This window comes from Streptomyces sp. S3(2020) (assembly GCF_013044505.1).
Taxonomy (GTDB): Bacteria; Actinomycetota; Actinomycetes; order Streptomycetales; family Streptomycetaceae; genus Streptomyces.
The window spans coordinates 1-7,509 of sequence record NZ_JABERD010000323.1; the positions used below are offsets into that span (position 1 = coordinate 1).

The window sequence follows — 7,509 nt, forward strand, 5'->3', positions numbered from 1 at the left end:
ACCGTCGACCGTCTGACCGGGCGAGCCGCGCACCGACAACCCCGTCATGCCCCCACCCTCCGCACATCGCGCCCGGTGCGCTGCTCGCCCGGTCAGACGGTCGACGGTGGCGCAGGGTTGCCCCGGACGGGCCCGCCGCATCGGCGCGCGGTACGGCACACTGGAGGTTTGGCCGTGCGGAAGGGAAGTGCGTAGGTGAACGGACCGCTGATCGTCCAGTCCGACAAGACCCTGCTCCTGGAGGTCGACCACGAGCAGGCCGACGAGTGCCGTCGGGCCATCGCGCCGTTCGCCGAGCTGGAGCGGGCGCCGGAGCACATCCACACCTACCGGGTGACGCCGCTGGGGCTGTGGAACGCCCGGGCCGCCGGGCATGACGCCGAGCAGGTGGTCGACGCCCTCGTGCAGTACAGCCGGTATCCGGTGCCGCACGCGCTGCTCGTGGACGTCGCCGAGACCATGGACCGGTACGGGCGGCTGACGCTCAGCAAGCACCCCGCGCACGGCCTGGTGCTCACGACCACGGACCGGCCGGTGCTGGAGGAGATCCTGCGGTCGAAGCGGATCGCTCCGCTCGTCGGTGCCCGGCTCGACCCCGACACCGTCGCCGTGCACCCCTCCGAGCGCGGGCAGATCAAGCAGACCCTGCTGAAGCTGGGCTGGCCGGCCGAGGACCTCGCGGGGTACGTCGACGGCGAGGCGCATCCCATCGAGCTGGCCGAGGACGGGTGGGCGCTGCGGCCCTATCAGAAGCAGGCCGTGGAGAACTTCTGGCACGGCGGCAGCGGGGTCGTCGTGCTGCCCTGTGGTGCCGGTAAGACCCTGGTCGGCGCCGGCGCCATGGCGCAGGCCAAGTCGACCACCCTCATCCTCGTCACCAACACCGTCTCCGCCCGGCAGTGGAAGCACGAGCTGGTGAAGCGGACCTCGCTGACCGAGGACGAGATCGGCGAGTACAGCGGGACGCGGAAGGAGATCCGGCCCGTCACCATCGCCACCTACCAGGTGCTCACCACCAGGCGTAAGGGTGTCTATCCGCATCTGGAGCTCTTCGACTCCCGGGACTGGGGACTCATCCTCTACGACGAGGTGCATCTGCTGCCGGCTCCCGTCTTCAAGTTCACGGCGGATCTTCAGGCGCGGCGGCGGCTCGGGCTGACCGCGACCCTGGTGCGGGAGGACGGGCGGGAGTCGGATGTCTTCTCGCTCATCGGGCCCAAGCGTTTCGACGCGCCCTGGAAGGAGATCGAGGCGCAGGGGTACATCGCGCCCGCCGACTGTGTCGAGGTCCGGGTCAATCTCACCGACTCCGAGCGGCTCGCGTACGCCACCGCCGAGCAGGAGGAGAAGTACCGCTTCTGTGCGACCACCGCCACCAAGCGGAAGGTCACGGAGGCGCTGGTCAAGCGCTTCGCCGGGCAGCAGACCCTGGTGATCGGCCAGTACATCGACCAGCTCGACGAGCTCGGCGAGCATCTGAACGCGCCCGTCATCAAGGGCGAGACCTCCAACGCCCAGCGCGAGAAGCTCTTCGACGCCTTCCGGGAGGGCGAGATCAGCGTGCTGGTGGTGTCGAAGGTCGCGAACTTCTCGATCGACCTGCCGGAGGCGACGGTCGCCATCCAGGTGTCGGGCACCTTCGGGTCCCGTCAGGAGGAGGCACAGCGTCTTGGCCGGGTGCTGCGGCCGAAGGCGGACGGCCATCAGGCGCACTTCTACTCCGTCGTCGCCCGGGACACGATCGACCAGGACTTCGCGGCGCACCGGCAGCGGTTCCTGGCGGAGCAGGGGTACGCCTACCGGATCGTGGACGCGGACGAGCTGCTGGCGGGGGACACGGAGGGCTGACGGGCGTAGGGGCGCGGCCTGCCGTCGGGCGCCGCCGTCGGGCGCCCTACTTGCGGCGGACGCCCGCTTCCTCCGCGTACTCGCCGAGTATGACCACGTCGAAGGCGGCGCCCGCGAAGACGCGGATCGCGCGCAGGGCGTTGCCGAGGCGGTGGGTGGCGTGGCTGCCGGAAAGGGGGGTCGCTCCGGACGGGCGACCGGGGCCTGGGGTGAAGGTCGCTGCACTCATGTCTCCATGGTGGCTCCCCGGGCACAAGGAGGGCATCGGTCCCAGGTCCCCACTTCCCGTGCTACCTGGGTACCCCCTGAGGGTGGAGTCTCCCCCGGCGGAGGGAGGGGCGATCCCCTAGGGGACCCGGGAGGGGAAGGGCCACGCGGCGAAGGGTCGCGCGGCGAAATCGGTTGGCCGTCGTACCGTCCGCTCCCGTAAAATCTCCGCTTCCCCGCCTCCCACCCGGAGTGCCGCCGACCGGACGGAAACCGGCCGGCATGCCGCAGCACCTCAGCCCGCAGCACCTTCGGAGGCACCCCCTTGTCCACGCCCGTCGACGACCCCCTCGGCCGCGAACGCTCCCACCTCGCCGAGTCCCGGGCCGCCCTGCGCGCCATGCGTGAGGACGCCGAGTCCCTCGACATCAGCGACGTCACCGCGAACTGGGTCAACGCCCAGATCCTGGAGCGCCAGATCGGCGAGCGCATCAAGGCGCTGGCCGACCTCAGTGACACCCCGCTGTTCTTCGGCCGCCTCGACTATCTGCACGCCCCCGGCATCGATCTGGCCGAGGGTGCCGACGGCGAGCGCTTCTACATCGGGCGCCGCCATGTGCACGACCACGGCGGCGATCCCATGGTCATCGACTGGCGTGCGCCGGTCTCGCAGCCGTTCTACCGGGCGTCCAAGAAGGACCCGATGGACATCGCGCTGCGCCGCCGCTTCGGGTACACCCGCGGCGACATCACCGCGTACGAGGACGAGCACCTCTCCGACCCCGCCGAAGCGGCCACCACCAGCAAGCTCCTCCAGCAGGAGATCGAGCGGCCCCGCGTCGGTCCGATGCGTGACATCGTCGCCACCATCCAGCCCGAGCAGGACGAGATCGTACGGTCCGGGCTCGGCGGGACCGTGTGCGTCCAGGGCGGTCCGGGGACCGGGAAGACCGCCGTCGGACTGCACCGGGTCGCCTATCTCCTCTACGCCCATCGCGAGCGGCTGGCCCGTACCGGCACCCTCGTCATCGGGCCGAACCGGTCCTTCCTGCACTACATCGAGCAAGTCCTGCCGGCGCTCGGCGAGTTGGCGGTCAAGCAGGCGACCGTCGACGACCTGGTCGCCGGAAAGGTCGAGGTGCGGGGCGCCGACGACGCGGCCGCGGCGGTCATCAAGGGCGACGCCCGGATGGCGGAGGTGCTCCGGCGTGCCGTCTACTCGCATGTGACCCCGCCCACCGAGCCGGTCGTCGTCGTGCGCGGGTCGCGGCGGTGGCGGGTCCCGGCGTACGAACTCCAGGACATCGTGGGCGAGTTGCTGGACCGCGACATCCGCTACGGCGCCGCCCGGGACGCCCTTCCGCAGCGCATCGCGCACGCCGTGCTGGTGCAGATGGAGCGCTCCGGGGAGGCCCCGGACGACCGGGTGCAGGACGCGGTGGCCCGCAACAGCGCGGTGAAGGCGGCCGTGAAGGAGGTCTGGCCGCCTGTCGACCCGGCCAAGCTGGTGCTGCGGCTGCTGACGGACGCGGACTTCCTCGCCGTACACGCGGACGGGGTCCTCGGCGAGGACGAGCAGAAGACCATCCTGTGGGCGAAGGCCGTACGGTCCGTGAAGTCGGCCAAGTGGTCCGCCGCCGACGCGGTGTTGATCGACGAGGCGACGGACGTCGTCGAGCGCACGCACTCGCTCGGGCATGTGGTGCTCGACGAGGCGCAGGACCTCTCCCCCATGCAGTACCGGGCGGTCGGCCGCCGCTGCACCACCGGTTCCGCGACCGTCCTAGGCGACCTAGCGCAGGGCACCACCCCCTGGGCGACGCGGAGTTGGGGCGAGGCGCTCGCGCACCTGGGGAAGTCGGACGGGGTCATCGAGGAGCTGACGGCCGGTTTCCGTGTCCCGACGGACGTCATCACGTACGCCTCCCGGCTGCTTCCGCACATCGCGCCGGGGCTGACGCCGGTGGCGTCGGTGCGTGAGAACCCGGGGTTCTTCGATCTCCGGCCGGTCAGCGGCACGGGCGAAGTGGTCGCCGCGTGCGAGGAGTTGCTGGCCAACGAGGGCTCGACCGGTCTGATCGCTGCGGATGCCCGGATCCCGGTGCTGGCGGAAGCGCTGGCGGCGGCGGGCATCGGGTATCTCGATCCCGGTGAGGAGACGACCGAGGAGACCCGCCTGACCCTGGTCCCGGCCTCTCTCGCCAAGGGTCTGGAGTACGACTACGTCGTCCTGGACGAGCCGCAGGCGGTGGTCGACGGCGAGCCCGACGAGCGCACGGGTCTGCGACGCCTGTACGTGGCCCTCACCCGAGCGGTCTCGGGGCTGATCGTGACGCACACGGCGCCGCTGCCACAGGAACTCGCCGGGTGATCACGGGGTACGGGGTGCCGCTTGCGGTGCGTTGCCGGGTGCGGGTGCGTGGGGGCTTGTCGCGCAGTTCCCCGCGCCCCTGGGTGGGTGTCAGTGACGCCTGTTCAATAGTTCACCGCGTCCGTGGGTGACCTCTGTGTCCACTGCGCGGCGCCACTCCGCCACCGCCTGTGTCGACACCGGGTGGCCCCACCCCTCCGGTCTCGCCGCACCGCCGATGTGGAACGCGTCGATCCCGGCGGTCAGCAGGACCGGCACGTGGTCCAGGGTCAGGCCGCCGCCGACCAGCAACTGCTGTTCGTATCCCTGCTCCCCGCGTCGGCCCGCCTCGGCGAGCAGGGTGGGGAGTCCGTCGTCCACGCCAGAGGCGGAGCCGGCCGTGAGGTAGGTGTCCAGGCCCGGCAGGTCCGCCAGCTGTTTGCGCAGGGCGTCCCGGTCGGTGGCGTGGTCGATGGCGCGGTGGAAGGTCCACCGGCAGCCGTCGAGCTCGGCGACCACCCGCTCCACGGCCCCCAGGTCCACACCGCCGTCGGCGTCGAGGAAGCCGAGGACGAACTCCCGCGCCCCGGCCTCCCGCAGCTCGCGCGCGACCCGGACCACCTGGGAGACGTCCCCCGCGTCGAAGCCGTCCGCCAGCCGCAGCATCACCCGCAGCGCGATGTCGACGGCCCCGCGGATCCCGGCGAACGTCTCGACCGGCGGGGTCAGCCCGTCGGCCGCCATGTCGGTGACCAGCTCAAGACGGTCCGCGCCTCCGGCCTGGGCGGCGACGGCGTCCTCGACGTCGAGGGCGATCACCTCCAGGACTGCTCGCTTGCTCATGGGACCCCATTCGTCGGCGGTGGAAGGGCGGGAAAACGGCGGCTACAGGTCTAGTCCAATCTCCAGACTACGCCCGCGCCCGCCGCACCCGCGACAAGATCGGCCCCGTCCGCGGCTGAACATCAGCCGAAGATGTCCCGCTCCCCCGCCGCCGGCCGCGCAGAATGGGTCCATGGCCGATCTCGACGTCCTGCGCTCCCGTTTCGCCCACGCCCTGGAGGCGGCCAGGGGTGCCGGGTCCGCCGGCCCCGACCCCGCCCCGTACGCCGACGATCTCCTCGCCCGCTGGCAGGAGCCGCAGCGGCGGTACCACACGCTCGCGCACCTCACCGCGGTCCTCGACCACGTCGACGTACTGGAGAAGTACGCCGACGACCCGGACGTGGTCCGGCTGGCGGCCTGGTTCCACGACGCGGTGTATCTGCCGGAGCGCTCCGAGAACGAGGAGCGCTCGGCCCGGATCGCCGAACGCGCCCTGTCCGAGGCCGGGCTGCCGCAGGCGAGGACCGCCGAGGTCGCCCGGCTGGTCCGGCTCACCGTCACGCACGACCCGGCGGACGGCGACCGCGACGGCCAGGTGCTGTGCGACGCGGACCTGGCGATCCTGGCGGCACCGCCGAAGACGTACGCCGCCTACACGGCCGCCGTACGCGAGGAGTACGGCTTCGTGCCGAGCGACGCCTTCCGTGAGGGCCGGGCCGCGGTGCTGCGGCAGCTCCTGGACCTTCCGCGCCTGTTCAGGACGCCGTACGGACAGACGGAGTGGGAGACCACGGCCCGCTACAACCTCGCCGCCGAACTCGAAATGCTGTCGCCCTGACCGGCCCGCCCGCTTAGCCTGCCCGCATGACTGACATGGGCGGGGAACGCGTGACCGAGGCCGTCGAGAGCGCCGTGGCGCTGCTGCGGACGGCGGTGGACCGGGACTGGGAGGGGCCGCGGGCCGGCCGGTTGGAGTGGAGCTGCCGTGCGACGGCGTTCCACATCGCGGAGGATCTCATCGCGTACGCGGGGCAGTTGGCCGGCCGGGCGCGGGACGCGTACGTGCCCTTCGAGATCGTCCTCGAAGAGGACACCGACAACACCGGCGTCATCCAGGTCGTCGAGACCACCGGCGTACTCCTCGCCACCACGGTCCGCACCACCCCGCGTCACGTCCGTGCCTTCCACCCCTACCCGTTCCGCAGCGCGGGGCGCGAGGGCTTCGCCGCGATGGGCGTCGCCGAGGTGCTGCTGCACGCGCACGACATCGCTCAGGGCCTGGGTCTGGCCTACGAGCCGCCCGCGCACCTTCCCGAGTACGTCCTGACGCGGATCTTCCCGCACGTCCTGCCCGGCCCCGACCAGTGGCGCACCCTGCTGTGGGCCACCGGCCGCGGGGATCTGCCCGGCCGGCCCCCGGTCACCGCCTGGCGCTGGAACAACAACCTCGTGCTCGACACGGACCGGCTCACCCTGGAGGGCGTCTCACCGGCGGCCGCCGCCGACCTGGCCGCGGGCGGTTCCGGCGGGTTCGACTGGGTCGTGGGCGGGCCGTACCAGGGGACGCGGGAGGCGGCCGGGATGGTGCTGAAGGCGTATGAGGCGGGTGTGCACCGGCCGGAGTTCGGCCTGTTCGTCCTCGTCCGCCGGGAGGACGACCTCGCGATCGGCGGCATGGGCTTCCATGGCGCGCCCGACGAGGAGGGCCGGGTGGAGATCGGCTACGACCTCGTGGAGGGCGTCCGCGGGCACGGGTACGCGACGGAGGCACTGCGCGAGCTGTCCCGGTGGGCACTGGCACGCGACGACGTCCACACCCTCTTCGCCACGATCGACCGGGCCAACATCCCCTCCCAGGGAGTGGTCTCCCGCGCGGGCTTCACCAAGGCGAGCGAGGACACGGAGATCCTCGCCTACGAACTACGCAACTGACCTCCGGCCACGAACTAGGCACTGCGCACCGGCCACGAACCCAGGTCGCCGCCCCCCGTTACCGTTTTCGTGGCTCCGCAATGGGGCCTTCTACGAACCCCGGCCAGCAGCAGCGCCCTGATCCTCAGCAGGATCCCCGCACACGGGGCAGTCACACTCGTCGACCGAGTCGATCACGACCGGATGACCGCAGAAGTCACACGGCCGCATGCCCTCGCGCACCGAATCCCCCACAGGCACGTCATCGCTCATGACCGCCGCACTGCCACCCGACCACCTTGACCACAGACACAGGGCCCCCGGCCGCCAGCCCGGATCGCCGCCCCTCCACCACGCACCCAGATCCC

The 7,509-nt window shown here is 71.6% G+C and carries 6 protein-coding genes; 4 read left to right on the forward strand and 2 right to left on the reverse strand.

The window, feature by feature from the left end:
• Positions 1–195: 195 nt before the first annotated feature.
• The gene (locus HLK59_RS46295) at positions 196–1,848 is read left to right on the forward strand and encodes a DNA repair helicase XPB (protein ID WP_171147697.1); all 1,653 of its coding nucleotides are present in this window, start codon (positions 196–198) and stop codon (positions 1,846–1,848) included.
• Positions 1,849–1,894: 46 nt separating this feature from the next.
• On the opposite strand, the gene HLK59_RS46300 is transcribed toward HLK59_RS46295, so the two are convergent.
• Positions 1,895–2,077: a hypothetical protein gene (locus tag HLK59_RS46300; protein ID WP_171147698.1), complete on the reverse strand. Its 183-nt coding sequence runs from the start codon at positions 2,075–2,077 to the stop codon at positions 1,895–1,897.
• 303 nt (positions 2,078–2,380) lie between these two features.
• On the opposite strand from HLK59_RS46300, the gene HLK59_RS46305 reads away from it, so the two are divergent.
• Positions 2,381–4,426 (forward strand): UvrD-helicase domain-containing protein, encoded by a 2,046-nt coding sequence (locus tag HLK59_RS46305; protein WP_171147699.1) that lies wholly within the window; start codon positions 2,381–2,383, stop codon positions 4,424–4,426.
• 90 nt (positions 4,427–4,516) lie between these two features.
• On the opposite strand, the gene HLK59_RS46310 is transcribed toward HLK59_RS46305, so the two are convergent.
• Positions 4,517–5,248 carry a copper homeostasis protein CutC gene (locus HLK59_RS46310; RefSeq protein WP_171147700.1) on the reverse strand — a complete coding sequence of 244 codons (732 nt, stop codon included), beginning with the start codon at positions 5,246–5,248 and terminating at the stop codon, positions 4,517–4,519.
• Between the two features lie 172 nt (positions 5,249–5,420).
• On the opposite strand from HLK59_RS46310, the gene HLK59_RS46315 reads away from it, so the two are divergent.
• Together HLK59_RS46315 and HLK59_RS46320 are read left to right on the forward strand one after the other, a co-directional pair.
• Positions 5,421–6,068 (forward strand): hypothetical protein, encoded by a 648-nt coding sequence (locus HLK59_RS46315; RefSeq protein ID WP_171147701.1) that lies wholly within the window; start codon positions 5,421–5,423, stop codon positions 6,066–6,068.
• Between the two features lie 26 nt (positions 6,069–6,094).
• Positions 6,095–7,162 (forward strand): GNAT family N-acetyltransferase, encoded by a 1,068-nt coding sequence (locus HLK59_RS46320; RefSeq protein WP_171147702.1) that lies wholly within the window; start codon positions 6,095–6,097, stop codon positions 7,160–7,162.
• Positions 7,163–7,509 lie beyond the last annotated feature (347 nt).

Excerpts from the sequence above, each read along its gene's own strand:
- HLK59_RS46300 (WP_171147698.1), bottom strand. The coding sequence starts at position 2,077 with ATGAGTGCAGCGACCTTCACCCCAGGCCCCGGTCGCCCGTCCGGAGCG.
- HLK59_RS46310 (WP_171147700.1), bottom strand. The coding sequence starts at position 5,248 with ATGAGCAAGCGAGCAGTCCTGGAGGTGATCGCCCTCGACGTCGAGGAC.
- HLK59_RS46315 (WP_171147701.1), top strand. The coding sequence starts at position 5,421 with ATGGCCGATCTCGACGTCCTGCGCTCCCGTTTCGCCCACGCCCTGGAG.
- HLK59_RS46320 (WP_171147702.1), top strand. The coding sequence starts at position 6,095 with ATGACTGACATGGGCGGGGAACGCGTGACCGAGGCCGTCGAGAGCGCC.